This window comes from Paraglaciecola sp. IT1134 (assembly GCF_058068185.1).
In genome coordinates, this window is sequence record NZ_CM176486.1 from 1125443 (window position 1) to 1141234 (window position 15792).

Genomic DNA, 15792 nt, shown 5'->3' on the forward strand with positions numbered 1-15792 from the left:
TATGAATTCATTGATCCAAGACGTTACCGAACGAATTATCGAGCGTAGCCTAAATACGCGCAAAGCTTATTTAGCTAAAATTGAACAGGCCCGCCTCAATGGCCCCCACCGCGGTGTGTTGTCGTGTGGCAACCTAGCCCACGGTTTTGCTGCTTGCGGTAGCGAAGATAAAGCCGATTTACGCAGTATGACTAAATCCAATATAGCTATTATCTCGTCCTATAATGATATGTTGTCGGCGCACCAGCCGTATCACGACTATCCACAGATTCTAAAAAAGGCTATCAGCCAGGTGGGCAGTGTGGCCCAGTTTGCCGGTGGCGTTCCGGCCATGTGTGACGGCGTTACTCAAGGTAATCCAGGCATGGATTTAAGCCTGATGAGCCGGGATGTGATCGCGTTGTCTACTGCGGTGGCTTTGTCACACAATATGTTTGATGGCACCTTGATGATGGGTATTTGTGACAAGATCGTCCCGGGTCTGTTGATAGGCGGCTTGAGCTTTGGCCACTTACCTACGATTTTTGTGCCCGCAGGTCCTATGCCTTCAGGTCTTCCTAACAAGGAAAAAGCCCGGGTTCGTCAAGCTTATGCCGAAGGTAAAGTGGGTCGTGCGGAATTGCTTGAAGCCGAGTCTCAGTCCTATCACTCCGCCGGTACCTGTACGTTTTACGGTACGGCCAACAGCAACCAACTGGTGGTGGAAACGATGGGCTTACATTTACCTGGCTCTTCCTTTGTCAATCCAGGTACTCCCTTGCGCGAAGCCTTAACGGATGCTGCCGCCAGACAAGTCACCCGCATCACGGATCTGGGTGAAGACTATCGTCCTATCGGACACATAGTGGACGCCAAGTCGATAGTAAATGGCATAGTCGCTTTGTTGGCGACCGGTGGCTCAACTAACCACACCATGCACTTAGTCGCGGTGGCTAGGGCGGCAGGTTATATAGTCAACTGGGATGATTTCTCAGATATCTCAGATGCGGTTCCCTTGTTGACGCGTATTTACCCCAATGGTTCAGCGGATATTAACCACTTCACCGCTGCAGGCGGCATGGCGTTACTGTTCAGAGAACTACTTAAAGGCGGTTTATTGCACAATGATGTAAAAACCATTTGTGGTGATGGCCTAGAGCGATACACCCAAGAGCCGATGTTGGAGCAGGGCGAACTGGTTTGGCGTGATGGCCCCACTGAGTCTTTTGATCCCCAGGTAGTAGCCAGTGTTGAAAACCCCTTTAAACCTGATGGTGGGTTATCGGTATTAACTGGGAATCTGGGCCGTGCGGTAATGAAAACCTCGGCACTTCGACAGCCCCATTGTTATATCAAGGCGCCTGCGGTGGTATTTGAAGATCAGTTTGAACTGGCCGCAGCGTTTAAAGCCGGTGATTTGGATAAAGACTGTATCGTAGTCGTGCGTTTCCAAGGCCCCTCGGCCATAGGTATGCCAGAATTACACAGCTTAACCCCACCTCTGGGGGTGCTTCAGGATAAAGGTTTCAAAGTGGCACTGGTCACCGACGGACGTATGTCAGGCGCATCCGGTAAAGTGCCCGCAGCCATCCACTTGACTCCGGAAGCCTTGAAAGGTGGACTGATCGCCAAGATACAAAATGGCGATATGATCGAGTTAAATACCAAAAGCGGACATATTACCTTGTGTGTTGACAGCGCTGAACTTGACAAGCGCCAGGCCAAAGTAACAGACGTAGCGTCCCATCAAATTGGCATGGGTCGTGAGATGTTTGCTGGCATGCGCGCTGCGTTAACGGGTGCCGAGCAAGGCGCATGTTCATTGTTCGTTGGACAGGAAGAAAACTAGTGGCTAATAATTTTGTGGCTGATATTGGCGGTACCAATATTCGCCTGGGACAAATTGTTGACGGTCAAGTCTCTGAGATTAAAAAATATTTGTGTGCCGACTTTGCCACTATTGGTGACGCTATCAAACAATATTTTAGCGAGTTCCCTGCTATACAGTTTACCGCGGGTTGCCTGGCGATTGCCTGTCCTGTCAGTGGTGATTTGGTCAAAATGACCAATCATACTTGGGTGTTCTCCACTAAAGCCTTGCAAAACGAACTGGGTTTGCAGTGGATAGGGGTGATCAATGACTTTACCGCGGTGGCCCACTCCCTGCCAAAACTCAGTGCCCACCAAAAGGTTCAAATTGGTCCGGGCCAAGCTGAGCTTACTGCTAACATCGCGGTGTTTGGCCCTGGTACGGGTTTGGGTGTCAAACACTTAACCCATATCGACCAGGGTTGGCAGTCTTTGGATGGTGAAGGTGGTCATGTGGATTTTGCCGCTGTGGATGAAAATGATATTGCCATATTACGTTTTTTGACCGCTAAGTTTGGCCATGCCTCCGCCGAAGAAGTCATGTCAGGGCGCGGCATAGTGCATATCTACCAAGCACTGGCTGCCCATCAAGGGCGACCGATGGAGTTTGACAATGCAGCAGATATCACCACCCGTGCTTTGGCCAACAGTTGTGATTTGTGCGCGGCGACATTGGCGCAATTTTGCCGAATTATGGGCAGTTTCGCCGGTAATTTAGCGTTAAATTTATGTACCCGAGGTGGTGTGTATATTGGCGGCGGCATAGCCTCCCGATTTGTGGACTATCTCAAGCAGAGTGAATTTCGCCAGCGTTTTGAAGCCAAAGGTCGGTTTCAAAACTACGTAGCCACTATACCCACTTACATTATTACCGAGCCCGATCACGGTTTGATTGGCGCTATGGCTTATTTAGAGCAGCATTACAAAGGTTAGATGCAATGACAAAAAATTGGAAAGTTTCTTCAGAAGAGGTTTTTAGCCAAGGCCCTGTGGTCCCTGTATTGGTGATCAAGGATGTGAAACATGCTGTGCCTTTGGCAAAAGCGCTGATTGCTGGCGGTATTCGCGTATTAGAAGTCACCCTTCGCACCCCGGCTGCGTTGGCCGCTATCAGTGCTATCGCTAAGGAAGTGCCTGATGCCTTGATTGGAGCGGGTACAGTGACAAATAGAGAGCAACTTAAACAAGTGCAGGATGCAGGTGCGTTATTTGCAATTAGCCCTGGTATGACTCCGGATTTGTTGGCTGCGGGTAATGAGGGAAACATTGCCCTTATTCCTGGCGTCTCGTCTATCTCAGAGCTTATGAAAGCAGTTGATTTTGGTTATACACATCTTAAGTTTTTCCCTGCCGAGGCCTCGGGTGGCATTAAAGCCTTAAAAGCCATAGGTGGCCCATTCCCAGAAATCGCATTTTGCCCCACAGGCGGCATCAGCCCAACCAACTATCTGGATTACCTCGCTCTGCCAAATGTCCGTTGCGCTGGAGGTTCATGGTTAGCCCCGGATGATGCAGTAGAAGCCGGTGATTGGGCGCGTGTTACCGAGCTCGCTAAGCAAGCCGTAGCGGGTGCTGCTTCCTTGAAGTCTTAAGTGAAATCAGTCTTAAGGAGGTCACCTAAAGGTGGCCTTTTTTATGCCTCAATTTTGTCATATGGTGGGCGGCTGTCCGCCATAAGACGGTCCAGGGCCCGCTGGGCTTTAACTGGCTGTTCCATGTCTGTTTCTTCCAGCATTTCACATTCATCACTGAGCATTTGCTGGATAGTCACGGGGTAAAATTTACAGTCATCTGGGCGGTCAAAATAAATATCGCAGGTATAGATTTCCTGATCAGGCACTTTACGCAAAAATGGGCACAGGGCGAGTTGTTTGCCGTTTTCAGGGCTCATCCAAATGAGTCCATTTTTAACATATTCGGCTATATCAGGGCGGAATAACTGCCACATATCTACTTCGCTATCCGTTGCCGATAAACCGCCATTGCTGTATTTGGTACAGCATTTTCCGCACTGGGTACATTCTTTCATGGCGACCTGAGGCTAATAGAGAGCTGGCCCAGATTACAACAATAAGCCTGTTGAAGTAACCCGGGTGTACTTTCAGTTGGGTTTACAGTTGCAGCATAAATACTTTGGAGTTGCGCTGAAAATTGTACAGTTGTTTTTTCTTGGCGGGTAAATCATCCAGGCTGGCGAGCACAAAACCTTGTTCCTGAAACCAATGTGAAGTGACAGTAGTTAATACAAATATTGAGTCCAGGCCTTGTTCGGCTGCTTGTTCCTTGATGGCAGCCAACAGACGTTCGCCGCGGTTTTTACCTCGGTAATCCGTGTGGGTCGCCACGCAAGCTAGCTCACCACAGCGTTCTTCCACATAAGGGTAAAGCGCCGCACAGGCTATCGCCATACCGTCACGTTCAATCAAGGTAAATTGGCCTATTTCCCGCTCCAATATCTCCCGGGAACGTTTAACTAAAATTCCCTGTTCTTCCAGGGGGTTAATCAAGTTCAAAATGCCACCCACATCATCTATGGTCGCAGTGCGCAGCTGTTCATAATAACTCTGGGATATGAGCGAACCTGCGCCGTCCCGGGTAAACAGTTCCTGTAGCAGTGCACCGTCTTGCTGGTAACTGACACAATGACAACGGCTGATACCGAATTCCAGGCTACTGATTATGGCCTGGAGAGTCTGTTTTTCTTCGTTAAAATGAGTTTGTTCCAGCATGGGGTAAAGTTGATTCAATTGAATGTTTCGTAATAAACGCCCGTCTTCATCCACTATGCCATCCTTTTCGGAGAAAAAAATCACCTTATCGGCATTCAGTGCTTTAGCGGCACTGGTGGCCACATCTTCATGACTTAAATTAAATACCTCTCCGGTAGGGGAGTAGCCCATGGGCGGCAGCAATACGATCGAGCCATCGTCCAGATGATCAGTTATGCCGGTAACATCAATACGCCTGACCAGGCCGGTATGTTCGAAATCGATACCCTCCCGCACGCCAATCGGCATAGCCACCACCAAGTTGCCTGAACAGACCCGTATATGCGAACCGTGCATGGGCGAGTTGGATAAGCCCATAGTCAACAAGGCTTCGATTTGTGATCGCACTGAGCCCGCTGCATCTTTGACACATTCCAGCGTTTGTTTGTCAGTAATACGCAGCCCGTCTTCGAAGCGGCCAACCAGGTTGCGCAGAGCTACCCGTTGATCGATTTGAGGCCGGGCCCCATGTACTAAAACCAGGCGTACCCCGAGGCTGTTAAGCAAGGCGATGTCGTGAATGATATTGGCAAAATTACTGTCTTCAACCGCTTCTCCGCCGAACATCAGAATAAAGGTTTTCCCTCTGTGCGCATTGATATAAGGGGCGGAATTACGAAATAATTTGACACTGTCGTTGTGTGAAAGTACCACCTGGTTTCCTTATGTTTAGCTTTGGCTAATAGCCAGTTCGGCTTGGGCTTTTTTCAAAGCCCCGAGTACAGGTGTTATACCTGTGCCCCCTAGGACACTGCGTTTGTCGACTAAATATTCAAGCTGTAATACGGGGTACACATCTTCTTCAATCAGCTCCGAAAATTCCTTCAGTTGGGGAATAGTCAGCTCTTCAATGGCTTTTTTCTGCGCCAAAGCTGCTAATACAACTTGACCTGAAATATCGTGAGCGGTGCGAAATGGGATCCCTTTGGCCACCAGATAATCTGCCAATTCGGTAGCATTGGCGTAACCTTCCCGGGCCGCTTTAGCACAACGCTCGCTATCGAGCGTGATACTGTCGAGGACTTCACACGCGATGCATAAACAGATATGCCATTGATTGGTAGCATCAAACAGGCCTTCTTTGTCTTCCTGCATATCTTTGTTGTAGGCTAAGGGCAGTCCCTTCATGGTCACTAACATGGCTTGTAAACTGCCAAACACCCGACCACACTTGCCGCGCATGAGCTCCAGGGCATCAGGGTTTTTCTTCTGTGGCATTAAAGATGAGCCAGACGTGACCGCATCACCCAACTGAATAAAGCCGGCTTCGCCGGAGTTATAAAAAATCAGATCTTCGGCCATGCGTGACATATGCATCATGCTGGTACTGGCGACAAATAATAATTCCAGCACATAGTCACGATCCGATACTGCATCCAGACTGTTTAAGCAGGGACTGGTGAACCCTAACTCTTCTGCTATCGCCTGGCGATCGATGGGATAAGTGGTCCCTGCCAGTGCGCCACTGCCCAGTGGACATTGATTTAAACGCACCTGCAGGTCCTGTAAACGGCTGATATCCCGCTTAAACATCTCCACATAGGCTAAACACCAATGGGGGTAACGTACGGGTTGCGCACGTTGCAGATGGGTGTAACCGGGCAAGATAACCTGCTGGTTTTTGTCTGCACTACCGAGTAAGGAGCCAATGACATTTTGTAAATCCAGGATCAACAAATCCACATGTTCCCGAGTCCACAAACGAAAATCTGTGGCGACTTGGTCATTACGGCTGCGGCCTGTGTGTAATTTACGGGCGACGTCACCTAGCTGTTCGATAAGCGTCGCTTCCACAAAGCTGTGAATATCTTCTTCGCTGCTGGCATCGAAATCTAGTTGACCGGTTTCTGCCTTAGCCAGCAAACTCTGCAAGGCCTCTTCCAGTTGTTGTTGTTCATCCTGGGTTAAAACGCCTGCCGTAGCTATCGCCCGCGACCAGGCTATAGAGCCGCGGATATCCTGGCTGGCCAGTACCCGGTCAAAGGGCAGTGAGTCATTAACTGTGCGAAACATGGCACTGCTACCATCTTGAAAACGCCCGCCCCATAAACTCACGAGTTTGACCCTTGGCTGTTTTTTACTGCCTGAGCTTTGGCATTCAATGCGCCAATGCGACTCGATAGGCTATATAAACGGATAAAACCTTCAGCATGACTTTGATCGTATACATCGTCAGCTCCAAACGTGGCGAAGTCTTCCGAATATAGACTGTTAGGCGAACGACGTTGGGTCACGGTGGCCTGGCCTTTATAGAGTTTTATCACTATGTCCCCGGTCACCTTGTCGGCCAGGCTGGCAGCACCGGCTAACAGCGATGCGTTTAACGGCGTAAACCAGCGACCGTCATACATGACATGGGAAAATTCCAAGCCTATTTGTTCACGGTATTTTAGGGCGGCTTTGTCTAATACCAGGCTTTCCAACGCTTTGTAGGCTGCCACCATAACTGTGCCCCCAGGGGTTTCATAACAGCCACGAGATTTCATGCCGACTAAACGGTTTTCGACGATATCAATTCGGCCAACACCGTGGGCGGCGGCTAGGGTATTCAATGTAACCAAACACTGATAGGGGCTAAGGGCTTCACCGTTAACTTCAACCATGCGGCCTTGCTCGAAGCTAACTTCAATACGCTCTGGGGTATTGGGTGCATCTTCTGGGGCTACTGTCATGGTCCATACTTCTTTACTTGGCTCACACCAAGGATCTTCTAACTCACCACCTTCGTGGGAGATATGCCATGCGTTGGCGTCCCGGCTATAAATTTTAGTTGCTGAAGCGGTGGTTTTAATATCGCGCTCAGCCAAGTAGTCCAGCAAGTCTTCACGAGAAACCATGTCCCACTCACGCCAAGGTGCGATCACGGTTAGTTCAGGGGCTAGGGCAGCGAAGGTCCCTTCGAAACGTACTTGGTCGTTACCTTTACCGGTACACCCGTGACATAGAGCATCGGCACCGACTTTGCGCGCAATTTCCACCTGGGCTTTAGCTATGATGGGACGGGCCATTGAGGTACCCAACAGGTATTGGCCTTCATACACCGCGCCCGTGGTGATAGTGGGGTAAATATAGTCTGCAACAAATTCTTCTTTTAAATCGACTATATAACATTCACTGGCGCCGGTTTTGATAGCTTTTTCCCGCAAGCCTTCTAGCTCTTCATCGCCTTGACCTACATCTGCGGCAAAGGCGATGACTTCACAATCATAATTTTCCTTTAACCATGGGATGATGGCAGAGGTGTCGAGACCGCCGGAATAGGCAAGTACTACTTTTTTAATGTTTTTCTTGGTCATGATGATCCCTAACTAATATTTTCAAATTGGGTTAATTGGCATTGCCTAACAGATGCACCAAAATGGCATTTTGGCCGTGCATTCTGTTTTCTGCCTGCTGCATTAACAAAGATTGGGCTGAATCTATCAGGCTGCCACTTATTTCTAAATCCCGGTGGGCGGGTTGGCAATGCATGACGTACTGGGCACCTGTCTTGTGCATCATTTTTTCATCTATCTTGAAGTCACTAAATGCTTCTTTGATCGTCTCAAGTGGCGTGTCATCACCCATTGACAACCAGGTGTCGGTATAAATCGCATGGGCACCTATGGCGGCGTCAACTGACGTGCTAACAACCAATTTACCACCATTTTGGGCCGCTTTTTCTTGGGCTAGCAAGATGATGTCAGCATCAACTTCATAACCTTGTGGGGTAATCACTATTACCTCGCAACCCAGGGTGACCCCCATTATCATCAAGGAATGGGTAACATTGTTACCATCACCCAAGTAGGCCAATTTGACCTGACGTAAATCAGCGAATTGTTCAGACAAGGTCAGATAATCCGCAAGTGCCTGACAAGGATGGTACAGATCACATAATGCATTGATAACCGGGATTTTAGCTGATTCGGCGAGCTCAACCAGAGTTTGATGGGAAAAAACCCGGGCGATTATGGCATCGGCCCAACAGGCTAAGTTTTTACCCATGTCTGCGTTGTCTTCCCGGCCAACGAGTCTACTGGATTGACTATCCAAATACACCATATGTCCACCGAGTTTATGAATGCCGATGTCAAAGCTCACCCGGGTGCGCAGCGACGGTTTTTCAAACAGGGCGACGATAGATTTACCCGCCAGGGCGCTGCTGTATTGATGTGGATTGGCCTTGATGGTTTTGGCCAAATCAAGCAGGGCATACAGCTCTTGGGCTGACCAATCTTTAAAACTAAGAAGATCCTTTTTCATAGGGTTCCTTGGCTAAGGTTAGGGAAAATAGTGGTGCCAACAGGTTCACCAGCGAGTAAACCTAAAAGTTGCTCCGGTACTTGCCAGCTGGCGATGGTAATGGGGCGTTGCAAACTAGTGGCTGCGTCCAATGCCGCTGTCACTTTTACCTGCATGCCGTCGGTAATGATATCCTGATTGATCAAATCTTGTATATCTTGGGCGGTTAACTCCTCGATCAATATTTTATCCCCATCCAGTACCCCGGATACATCTGATAGCAGCATGAGATCTGCTTGCAACAGTTGGGCTATCACAGTAGCGGCCTGATCGGCGTTAACGTTAAGCAGGTTACCTTGTTCGTCTGCACCAATCGAGCTAATGATAGGCAGCATCTGGGCAGCCAGTAACAGGTTCAACATCTTGGCCGAACCGGGCCGGGCAATCCCTACCGCACCTAGCTTAGGGTCGAGTTGCTGACACGAAACCGAGTGTCCATCAGCTAAACACAAACCCACGGGATCGAGTTTGGCCCTAATGGCAAAAGCGCACAACTGCTTGTTGGCCGTACCTGCCAAAGCACCGGTAATATAGGGCATATGTTCAGGTGGTGTAACCCGTAAGCCATCGACTTTCTCACTGTTTAGTTGCAGTGCTTGTAATAACTGTTCAACCATAGGCCCTCCGCCGTGCACTACCACCACAGGACGTTGCTGTTGCAATTGGCCAATAACATCGAGCAACTGCATGGCTGCCTTGGGTGCCTGCATAAAGGCTCCGCCCACTTTTATCACTAATGGGGTCATTGTCTACTCCCGGCGGCTAACCCCAGATGACTGGCAAAACCAAAACGCAAATTTGCGCACTGAATAGCCTGGGAGGCGGCACCTTTTAATAAATTATCTATGGCGCTGCACACCACCAGATAATCGTTGTTTTGAGCAGACTTCCAGTGTAGATCACAAAATGGCGAACCGACAACGTCATCCAGTTTGGGCCAGCCAGGTAACAGCCGGATCAGGGGATTGTTTTGATATGCTTCAGCGTAGGCCTGGTTAACTTGCGCCGCAGTGGTGCCGGACACCAATTTCACGGTAATGGTGGCTAAAATTCCGCGTTTGAAATTGCCCAAATGGGGAGTGAACATCACCTCTGTGCCCAGGCATTGGCTGATTTCCGGCTGATGCCTATGACTATGTACGCCATAAGCTTGCAAACTCACTTCACAAAAACTGTTGGCAAGAGCGGCTTTGCGCCCGGCCCCCGTAACCCCGGATATGGCATTGATGATCGGCTGATGAGCCGGGTCCAGCAAAGCATTTTGCTGCAAGGGTTTAAGGGCAGTTAGTGAGGCCGTTGGGTAACAGCCGGGGACTGCGATCAGATTAGCGTTGGAAATTTGCTTGGGGTACCAGTCGGCTAAACCATAAACTGCTTGCTGAAGACAGGCGGCATGTTGGTGTTCAAAGCCGTAATACTGGGAAAAAGTCTGCGCATCTTTAAGACGAAAGGCCCCGGACAAGTCCAACACTACGGCTTTGCCGCCAGTTAAAACTGGCATCCAGTCATGACTGGCTTCATGGGGCGTGGCCAGGAAAATGAGATCCATTTCGTTGGCCAAGTCAGCCAGGCGCTCATCGGTAAGAGGGAGTAATGGTAGCGATAGTTGGCCAAACAAGTGGCCGTGTAATTCACCAAGGGTTTTACCCGCATCCTGACTTCCCGCCGAGACGTAAAGTGCGGCCAGATCAAACTTCGAATGGCGACTAACAAGAGCGGCTAATTCGGCACCAGTATAGCCACTGGCACCCACAATACAGGTTTTGATCATAAAACGAATATCTCTGCTAATGATAAGTTGCTTAGTTTACTAAACAATAATGACACAAATAAAAAAACACCTTTTGCCTTTACTTGTTAACCAAAGGCAAAAGGTGAGCTATACGCAATCAGACGTCGACTTATCGTCGATACAACATGCTGGCGAAGCTAGGCAGGGAATCAAATTGTGGCGAAACTGAATTCATGTGCGTTATAAAACCAATTTAAGCTAAGATACGGACAATTCAGGTCGTCTTGATAATGCTAAGCACCTAAATCATGTTAGGTTAAAGAATGCCATGTGTTATATATTTATGCAATTAATATGAATAACTATTATTAGGTTTATTATGCCATCTTTGTCTTTTATAGAATGTTTTGAACGTATTATAGCCACCCCTACTATTAGCGCCTTTGACCCGAAATTGGATGAGTCTAATCGTCTGCTTATCGACATGCTTGCGGGCTGGTTTACAGATTTTGGATTTAACATAAGTATTCAGCAAGTTCCTGGGGCGCGAAATAAATACAATATGTTGGCTAAATTAGGCACTGGAGAAGGGGGTTTGTTGTTATCCGGTCACTCGGATACTGTGCCATTTGATCAAGATCGCTGGCAAATGGATCCCTTTAAAGTTCGCCAGGCCGATGAACGTTTATACGGCTTGGGCAGCTGTGATATGAAGGGTTTTTTTGCATTTATTTTAGAGGCGCTGAAGGACTTACCCCTGAATAAGCTTAAAAAACCGCTATACATACTGGCCACCGCTGACGAAGAAACGTCTATGGCGGGTGCGCGATTTTTTGTCGAGCAGCAGTTGATCAAGCCGGATATGGCAATTATCGGTGAGCCCACAGAACTAAAACCCATATACAAACATAAAGGGCATATGGGGCACAGTTTAAATATTACAGGGCAGGCAGGACATTCGAGTGATCCTGCCAAAGGTGTTAATGCCATTGAAATTATGTATCAAGCTATTGGTAAGTTGTTGGCGTTAAAACAGCATTTAGCCGAACGTTATCGAGATGACGACTTTAGCGTGCCGGAAGTGACCATTAATCTCGGACATATTCATGGGGGTGATGGTGAAAACCGCATTTGTGGCCATTGCCAACTGAATTTTGATTTACGCGCCATACCGACCCTTAGTGACGAAGAGGCGATTGCTTTGATTGATGAAACACTTAAGCCTCTGATGAATAACTACCCGAATCGTATTACCCGTGAGCTGATGTATGCTACGGCCCCCTCTTTTGGTTGTAGAAACGAGCAGGGTATTTTGGAACTCGCCAAATCCCTGACTGGATTTGATCCCGTCAGTGCCAACTACGCCACTGAAGCCCCTTTTATCAATCAACTCGGCTGCGACACTATAGTGCTGGGACCCGGCAGCATTGAACAGGCCCATCAACCTGATGAGTTTATCGACTTACACTATATCGACCCCACAACGACCTTGCTGCGTAATTTCATTAAGTCGGTGTGTTTGTAAAGTCGAGGTCTGCGTGCTCAGATTAACCGAGCGTGGGTGAATATGTCATGGAAGTGACATACCAGAAACACTAAATTTGTAATTATAATAAGTAAAGGTCAACAGTATGCAAAAAACCATTGCCTTAGTGGCGCACGATCACATGAAACCTGAGCTGGTCAGGTGGGCTCACGAGCATAAGGTTGAGTTAGCCAAACATAATCTGGTGGCCACAGGCACCACAGGAGGGTTATTGCAGCAAAGTTTGGCTTTGCCAGTGCACTGCTATAAAAGCGGTCCTTTAGGGGGGGATCAACAGATCGGCGCCTTGATTGCTGAACGCAAACTGGATTGTTTGATCTTTTTTTGGGATCCCCTTAATCCAGCACCACATGATCCCGATGTTAAAGCGTTATTGCGTCTGTGTTCAGTATGGAATTTGCCCGTGGCTTGCAATACATGCACTGCAGATATGCTGGTTACCTCGCCCTTATTTATTGGCGAGGTATATCAGCGTGTCGTACCAGACTACTAAGCTGTTTAATGATCTTCGGATTTATGTTTACGCTTTTTCTGCTCAGAGCGTTCTTGCATAAGTTGCCATTTGTTTTGCTGTTCAGGGGTGAGCAAAACCCACAGAGCATGTTCATTTTCGGCTTTGAACATCGCGTGTGTTAGCCAATCTTGCTGATAGTTTTTTTGCAAGACTTGCCAATCATTCTGAGATAATTCATCTGCACCGATAATCTCGGTTAATGCCTGTCTGAAAGTTTGTTCGGCCGCCTTATGTTCAGTCTTATAGGCTTCCATCTTTTGGTGATTATTTTTGACCTCTGCCCATTGTTGCTCCGTTAAATCGAGTTTTTTGAGATGTTTATGCAAATGCCGTTTGCCACCTTGTTTGTCTTCCTGTTGGCCAAGCAATTGCAAAAATTGTGGCTGTTGTTTTGGCGTCAAGGCTAACCAGATTTGATGTTTGTTTTGAATGTTCTGCCACCTACGGTCGCTGTTGGCTGCCTGGTGCTTTTCCAGTGCCGCTTTCACTGCATCTTGATCCCAGCTTGCTGACTGCACTAAGGAGCGTAGATCTTGATGGACGTCCTTTAAGTCCTCGCGATAAAGGGACTTATCTCCGCTATTCTGTTTTAATAACTGGCGGATATCCTGGCGTTGTTGCTCACTCAGATCCAGTTGTTTTAGGATCTGATGTAACTCGCCAGCGGGGCGATGCTGAGGTTTAGCCCATACTTGGGTGCTGAGTATCATGGCCATAGATAAGGCCAGAGGTTTAATCAATGATTTTAAGTTTAACATTTGCGTTTCCTACACAGGGTTGAGGTCACTGGGGTATTTAGAGCTTACGCCTTGCAATGCAAAGAAACGCAAGGCCTATGTAAAGATTATGTAAACCATGGGCTATGGTAATGCACATTGTTTATTATTGCGCTCAATCTAATTGGCTGCAAAGCAGAGTTATCAAGGGTAAACGATATGCAAGAAAAGTCTTTGTTGTTGATTGATGATGATCAGGAACTTACCGTGTTATTGCAGGAATATTTGTCTCCCCAGGGTTATCAAATCAGCATCGCCAGCGACGGTGAATCAGGTTTGGCTTTGGCAAAATCTGGTCAACATTTTGATTTGATTATACTGGATGTGATGCTGCCCAAATTGGATGGTTTCGAAGTACTGAAACAATTACGCACCAGTCACTTCACCCCTGTGTTGATGTTGACCGCTAAAGGTGATGATTTTGACCGGGTGCTCGGCCTGGAATTAGGCGCCGATGACTATTTAGCCAAACCCTTTAATCATCGGGAGTTATCTGCCCGGGTAAAGGCGATAGTGCGGCGCATTGACATGCAGGCTATGAGTCACCAAAATCAACTTCAACAAGTTCATATAGATGATGTAATACTTAATGTCGGCGCTCACCAAGTAACCTGCTCTGGGCAAGTGCTGGAACTGACCGGTACTGAGTTTGCAGTTTTGCATTTATTGATGAGTCATAGCCCCAACTTAGTGCGTAAACAGGTTATCAGCGAACAGGTACTTGGCAGAAAATTAGCGCCGTTCGATCGTAGTATCGATATGCATGTGAGCAATCTACGCAAAAAATTAGGCAAATTTAGTCAACAAGAGAAGATAAAAACCCATAGAGGCGTGGGCTATCTGTATTTGGATCAGCCATGAGCTGGTGGGTTAGGCTCAACCCGATACGCAGCCTGTATGGGCGTATTTTTTTGTGGTTCTGGTTGGTGACGATTATTATGGTAACCGGTGCTGGCTGGATAGTTAAAAACCTTACCACTGCCAATGAATATCAACCCATTGGCCAAAAGCAGTTAAGGTCACTGCAAACAACCCGCCACACTTTGCAACGCATATTGGCCAAACACGAGCCGGACGTGGATATCAAACGTCAGCTTAAACGCTTTGGCCAGCGACATGATATCAACCTGCTCCTGCTCGATACCCAAACCAAAAAGCTGGCATATGCGTTTCCCATGCCTGGCCCCCCGAAAGACAACCCTTTTGTAGAACTAATCGGGCAGGAAAGCCCTCTTAGCATAAAGACTCATTTTGGCGAATTTTCCGGGCCGCTAGCACTGACTATCGATGCACATAGTTATCAATTATTTGTAGGTAAACGCAGACCAGTGGGGTTGGCGGGCAGACTGCGTGGCGAGCCCCCCTTGTTATTAGTGGCAATTGCGCTGTTAATTAGTGGGGTACTGTGTTTTTTAATTGCTTGGTCGCTCATTAAACCCCTGAAACAATTACAGAAAGCGACACGGAAAATGGCTGCGGGGGAACTTGGTTACCGGGTGGGCTCGGCCAGTACTCGCCAAGATGAAATCGGCCAGCTAGGACGTGACTTCAATCACATGTCACAACAGCTAGAGAACCTACTTAAAGGGCAAAAACAGTTATTAGCTGATATATCCCACGAATTACGTTCACCCCTGACCCGCATGCAATTGGCCATAGGCATTGCCCAGCAGCAAAATGCACCCCATTCTCCCAAATTATGCGCCACGACCCTGATCAGGATTGAAAAAGAGGCCCTGCAAATTGAGCACATGGTGTCACAGGTACTGACCTTATCCCGATTAGACACCGAGCTGAGCAAACCCATCAAACAGCAATACGAGTTACATGAGTTACTTGCTGGGGTATTCCAAGATTGCCAGTTTGAAGCCCAAAGTATGGGTAAAGAAGTGCGCATGGATTGTCCCAGTGGGCTGATGTTACAAGCAGACGGTGACTTACTGGCCAGCGCATTTGAAAATATTCTGCGTAATGCAGTCAAATATGCCCAAAAGCAGGTCAATATCTTGGTTAAACCGCTCAACGAGCAAGTAGAAATTGTCTTTAACGATGATGGACCAGGGATCCCTGAACCGGATTTGCGCAAAGTTTTTGTTCCTTTCTACCGGGTATCTAGCGCCAGAGACCGGAAAAGTGGTGGCGTGGGACTGGGGTTGGCCATTGCTAGTCGCGCTGTACAGGCTCATCACGGGCAGATTGTTGCGCTCAACCAAATAACAGGTGGTTTGCAAATTAGCATCACTTTACCTATCACTGCCAACATACTGGGTTAATGTCATGCGAGCGCTAAAATAAGTACTGTTCTCAATGCTCGTTATGGCAGG

15 protein-coding genes are annotated in these 15792 nt (G+C 48.0%); 7 read left to right on the forward strand and 8 right to left on the reverse strand.

The window, feature by feature from the left end; genetic code table 11:
* The first annotated feature begins 1 nt into the window (after window position 1).
* Genes edd through AC3RV5_RS04855 form a run of 3 tightly spaced genes read left to right on the forward strand, consistent with a single transcriptional unit; the run spans window position 2 to window position 3440 of the window.
* Entirely contained in the window at window positions 2-1828 is a 1827-nt protein-coding gene (gene edd, locus AC3RV5_RS04845) for a phosphogluconate dehydratase (protein ID WP_489730842.1), read from the forward strand.
* Complete coding sequence (locus AC3RV5_RS04850) at window positions 1828-2781, forward strand: glucokinase (protein ID WP_489730843.1); 954 nt, start codon at window positions 1828-1830, stop codon at window positions 2779-2781. Before edd ends, AC3RV5_RS04850 begins: the two co-directional genes overlap by 1 nt.
* 5 nt (window positions 2782-2786) lie before the next feature.
* On the forward strand, window positions 2787-3440 hold the full coding sequence (locus tag AC3RV5_RS04855) for a bifunctional 4-hydroxy-2-oxoglutarate aldolase/2-dehydro-3-deoxy-phosphogluconate aldolase (protein ID WP_489730844.1): 654 nt from the start codon (window positions 2787-2789) through the stop codon (window positions 3438-3440).
* A 41-nt stretch (window positions 3441-3481) separates the two neighbouring features.
* On the opposite strand, the gene AC3RV5_RS04860 is transcribed toward AC3RV5_RS04855, so the two are convergent.
* The 7 genes from AC3RV5_RS04860 to argC form a co-directional block, all read right to left on the reverse strand.
* The gene (locus AC3RV5_RS04860; RefSeq protein WP_489730845.1) at window positions 3482-3877 is read right to left on the reverse strand and encodes a YkgJ family cysteine cluster protein; all 396 of its coding nucleotides are present in this window, start codon (window positions 3875-3877) and stop codon (window positions 3482-3484) included.
* Window positions 3878-3959: 82 nt separating this feature from the next.
* Entirely contained in the window at window positions 3960-5270 is a 1311-nt protein-coding gene (argA, locus tag AC3RV5_RS04865; protein ID WP_489730846.1) for an amino-acid N-acetyltransferase, read from the reverse strand.
* Window positions 5271-5285: 15 nt separating this feature from the next.
* Window positions 5286-6671, reverse strand: coding sequence for an argininosuccinate lyase (argH, locus tag AC3RV5_RS04870; RefSeq protein ID WP_489730847.1), 1386 nt, complete (start codon window positions 6669-6671; stop codon window positions 5286-5288).
* The gene (locus AC3RV5_RS04875; RefSeq protein WP_489730848.1) at window positions 6668-7912 is read right to left on the reverse strand and encodes an argininosuccinate synthase; all 1245 of its coding nucleotides are present in this window, start codon (window positions 7910-7912) and stop codon (window positions 6668-6670) included. Before AC3RV5_RS04875 ends, argH begins: the two co-directional genes overlap by 4 nt.
* Window positions 7913-7943: 31 nt before the next feature.
* Window positions 7944-8861 carry an ornithine carbamoyltransferase gene (locus tag AC3RV5_RS04880; protein WP_489730849.1) on the reverse strand — a complete coding sequence of 306 codons (918 nt, stop codon included), beginning with the start codon at window positions 8859-8861 and terminating at the stop codon, window positions 7944-7946.
* Window positions 8858-9646, reverse strand: coding sequence for an acetylglutamate kinase (argB, locus tag AC3RV5_RS04885; protein WP_489730850.1), 789 nt, complete (start codon window positions 9644-9646; stop codon window positions 8858-8860). Before argB ends, AC3RV5_RS04880 begins: the two co-directional genes overlap by 4 nt.
* On the reverse strand, window positions 9643-10671 hold the full coding sequence (gene argC / locus AC3RV5_RS04890; RefSeq protein WP_489730851.1) for an N-acetyl-gamma-glutamyl-phosphate reductase: 1029 nt from the start codon (window positions 10669-10671) through the stop codon (window positions 9643-9645). Before argC ends, argB begins: the two co-directional genes overlap by 4 nt.
* 340 nt (window positions 10672-11011) lie before the next feature.
* Here argC and argE point away from each other — a divergent pair, with 340 nt between their 5' ends.
* Both argE and AC3RV5_RS04900 read left to right on the forward strand, forming a co-directional pair.
* Entirely contained in the window at window positions 11012-12157 is a 1146-nt protein-coding gene (gene argE / locus AC3RV5_RS04895) for an acetylornithine deacetylase (protein WP_489730852.1), read from the forward strand.
* A 106-nt stretch (window positions 12158-12263) separates the two neighbouring features.
* The gene (locus AC3RV5_RS04900) at window positions 12264-12671 is read left to right on the forward strand and encodes a methylglyoxal synthase (RefSeq protein WP_489730853.1); all 408 of its coding nucleotides are present in this window, start codon (window positions 12264-12266) and stop codon (window positions 12669-12671) included.
* A 5-nt stretch (window positions 12672-12676) separates the two neighbouring features.
* Here the strand turns inward: AC3RV5_RS04900 and AC3RV5_RS04905 are convergent, their stop codons facing one another.
* Window positions 12677-13450: a hypothetical protein gene (locus tag AC3RV5_RS04905; RefSeq protein WP_489730854.1), complete on the reverse strand. Its 774-nt coding sequence runs from the start codon at window positions 13448-13450 to the stop codon at window positions 12677-12679.
* Between the two features lie 177 nt (window positions 13451-13627).
* Here AC3RV5_RS04905 and AC3RV5_RS04910 point away from each other — a divergent pair, with 177 nt between their 5' ends.
* The gene (locus AC3RV5_RS04910; protein ID WP_489730855.1) at window positions 13628-14329 is read left to right on the forward strand and encodes a response regulator; all 702 of its coding nucleotides are present in this window, start codon (window positions 13628-13630) and stop codon (window positions 14327-14329) included.
* Window positions 14326-15741 carry an ATP-binding protein gene (locus AC3RV5_RS04915; protein WP_489730856.1) on the forward strand — a complete coding sequence of 472 codons (1416 nt, stop codon included), beginning with the start codon at window positions 14326-14328 and terminating at the stop codon, window positions 15739-15741. The genes AC3RV5_RS04910 and AC3RV5_RS04915 overlap by 4 nt, the downstream gene beginning before the upstream one ends.
* Window positions 15742-15792: the final 51 nt, after the last annotated feature.

Excerpts from the sequence above, each read along its gene's own strand:
- edd (WP_489730842.1), top strand. The coding sequence starts at position 2 with ATGAATTCATTGATCCAAGACGTTACCGAACGAATTATCGAGCGTAGC.
- AC3RV5_RS04855 (WP_489730844.1), top strand. The coding sequence starts at position 2,787 with ATGACAAAAAATTGGAAAGTTTCTTCAGAAGAGGTTTTTAGCCAAGGC.
- AC3RV5_RS04860 (WP_489730845.1), bottom strand. The coding sequence starts at position 3,877 with ATGAAAGAATGTACCCAGTGCGGAAAATGCTGTACCAAATACAGCAAT.
- AC3RV5_RS04875 (WP_489730848.1), bottom strand. The coding sequence starts at position 7,912 with ATGACCAAGAAAAACATTAAAAAAGTAGTACTTGCCTATTCCGGCGGT.
- AC3RV5_RS04880 (WP_489730849.1), bottom strand. The coding sequence starts at position 8,861 with ATGAAAAAGGATCTTCTTAGTTTTAAAGATTGGTCAGCCCAAGAGCTG.
- argB (WP_489730850.1), bottom strand. The coding sequence starts at position 9,646 with ATGACCCCATTAGTGATAAAAGTGGGCGGAGCCTTTATGCAGGCACCC.
- argC (WP_489730851.1), bottom strand. The coding sequence starts at position 10,671 with ATGATCAAAACCTGTATTGTGGGTGCCAGTGGCTATACTGGTGCCGAA.
- argE (WP_489730852.1), top strand. The coding sequence starts at position 11,012 with ATGCCATCTTTGTCTTTTATAGAATGTTTTGAACGTATTATAGCCACC.
- AC3RV5_RS04900 (WP_489730853.1), top strand. The coding sequence starts at position 12,264 with ATGCAAAAAACCATTGCCTTAGTGGCGCACGATCACATGAAACCTGAG.
- AC3RV5_RS04905 (WP_489730854.1), bottom strand. The coding sequence starts at position 13,450 with ATGTTAAACTTAAAATCATTGATTAAACCTCTGGCCTTATCTATGGCC.
- AC3RV5_RS04910 (WP_489730855.1), top strand. The coding sequence starts at position 13,628 with ATGCAAGAAAAGTCTTTGTTGTTGATTGATGATGATCAGGAACTTACC.
- AC3RV5_RS04915 (WP_489730856.1), top strand. The coding sequence starts at position 14,326 with ATGAGCTGGTGGGTTAGGCTCAACCCGATACGCAGCCTGTATGGGCGT.